Source organism: Campylobacter sp. RM9328, from assembly GCF_012978615.1.
In genome coordinates this window covers 1-2433 of the sequence record NZ_LIWF01000032.1, presented here as the reverse complement: position 1 = coordinate 2433, position 2433 = coordinate 1, and the positions used below count along the sequence as shown (strand labels likewise).

General features: G+C 36.2%; 1 protein-coding gene. It reads left to right on the top strand.

What is annotated here, in order from left to right; genetic code table 11:
- Positions 1 to 2137, top strand: a 2137-nt coding sequence (locus CCAL9328_RS10425; protein ID WP_170000614.1) for a putative barnase/colicin E5 family endoribonuclease, incomplete at its 5' end; no start/stop codon positions are given.
- Positions 2138 to 2433 lie beyond the last annotated feature (296 nt).

The window sequence follows — 2433 nt, the reverse complement described above, 5'->3', positions numbered from 1 at the left end:
TGAGTTTGAGGTCGTAAAAGGCGAGATAAAAGGCTATGGGCTTAGTAAAATAGAAGCTAAACACCTTAATGATTTTGCTATATTTGAAGGTAGCACTCCGCAAGAGAAAATGGCAAATGGTATAGCCGAGATAATAGAAAAAGGTGAGATAAAAATAGACAACAATAGCAGAACAACAATCGTTTATAATAAAAATGATAAAGTTTATAAAATAGGATTAAAGCAAAATTGGCAAGGTAATCCGACAGAAAATAAATGGATAGTTACTGCTTATGATGATATTGGAGAAGCCAATAAGATTATCAACTCTAAAGGCTTTACAAAAGGCGAGACTCTGCCTTTAAACTCTAAGCCAAATTCTACCCCAAAAGAGATAAAAAGTCAAGACCAAACCCCACAACCAATGATGAATGGCTTTAGCACTATGGCGATGGAAAAAGCCATATTACACCTAGGTAGTGGCGGTATGGGCGGAGTGATGAACGCTAATGCTGAGCAAGACCCAAATAAAAAGGCTGAAGCGTTTGTCAAGGGATTTTTATTAGGAGCTGGTGGCTCAGTTGGGGCTATAAAAATGCTAGAAAATTCAGCCAAATTAGCCCCACAATTAGCACAAGTTAGCCAAAGATTAGCTAAGGATTTGCCTATGATTTTAAATGATAGGCCTGATATCATAGGTAAAGCCCTAGGCAGAACACCAAAGGAGAATTATAACTATATTTTTGGCAGAGAGAACGCAATAGGAGCCAATAAAGCCAAACTAAAAACCGCTGGGGAAATGGCAAAAAATGGAGCAGATGAGAGCGAAATTTGGGCTAAAACTGGCTGGTATAAAGATATAGATAAAAAGTGGAAATTTGAGATAAATCCAAAAGGAGCAGAATTAGATATATCAGCTCTAAAAAAGGCTACACCAAATAAATTAGGCGATATATTAAAAGATGATGAGCTGTTTAAGGCTTATCCGCAAGTTAAAGATTTACCAATTTTACCAACTCAAACAAAAGATGGATCAAATGCCATATATTACGAAGCATTTGGATCAAGGCAAAAAGCTATATTTTTTGATTATGACTATTTACAAAATGCTACCAATGATGAGTTAAAAAGCACACTATACCACGAAATTCAACACGCAATCCAAAGTATAGAAGGCTTTGCCTCTGGTGGAAACACACAAAAGCTAAGCTATGAAGAGTATAAAAATCTAGCTGGTGAGAGTGAAGCTAGAAATGTTGAGAAAAGGCTAAATAGAACATATAGCAAGGATGACGCTATAGATGGAGAGTTTAATAGACTTCTTATAAATGATATAGATAATCCTAAATGGCAAGAACTCAAACAAAAACGAAAGGAGCTTATCTTAGCTGGGAAACAAGATGAAGCGGATAAAATCAAAAAACAGCTAGACCAAAGGCAAGAATTTTTAAAAAGCCAGGCGGTTAAAAATGTAGAAAGGTTTAGCAGTTATAGTCCGCATCCATTTAAGACTTTAGATATTAACCCAAATGATAGAGTGGTAAGCTTTGATGATGGCGCAAGTGCTAGTTATACACCTAAGCAAAAAGAAGTGCGTGGCGTGTATAATGTAGCATTTAATGAAAAAAGAGCTACGCAAATATACAAAGATATAGAAGATGTAGAAAATGTTATAAAGTTTGAAAAAGGCAGAGCTGATAATATAACAGCAAATAAAGATGGTTTTGGCTCATTGCATATACAAAAACACCTAGACCCAAAAAACGAAGGTTATATAACAACACAAGAATATCTAAATATGGGGGAGTATATCCGCAAAGCTGGCGACTTCAAAGAAAGTGGTGGTAAGCGTGTGTATGATTATACTGATGAAAATGGCGTTAGATTTAGAGCAATTATCGGCGATACTCGTGGCGGTAAAGATAGAGTAATAAGCTTTTTTAGTGATAGAAAGGCTGGGTCTGCCTATGATAGGCAGAATTACACTAGGAACCAGCCTTTAAGTGAGAATTCTACCACTTCTAATATAAAAAGTCAAGCCCAAAAAGTAGAACAAAAAGCCAAACAATATGCCAAATGGCTATCACAAGTGGGTAAGATAGCACCACAAGCACCAGATGAGCTATATAAGGCTTATGATAAGGCTAAAAGAACATAAATTTAATCCGCTTTAGTGCGGGGTCACATTCCAAATTTTCGCCGCAAAATAACCATTTAAGGTTGTTTTGCTATTGCGAAAATTTTGTTTGCTACTTTAGGCGTGGCTCCGCTACGCCGCTAAAAGTAGGTAAAAATAAAAATAAGGAGTGAAAATGGCAAAAAATAATTATGAGCTTTTAGGTTTTGTCAGCGCCAAGGCGGTTAATGGTCTGATGATATATAGCAGTGCCGATAGTAAGAGAGATCAGATCGATATAGGTGAAATAAGTGATGTTATATGCCTATATCTGTTTT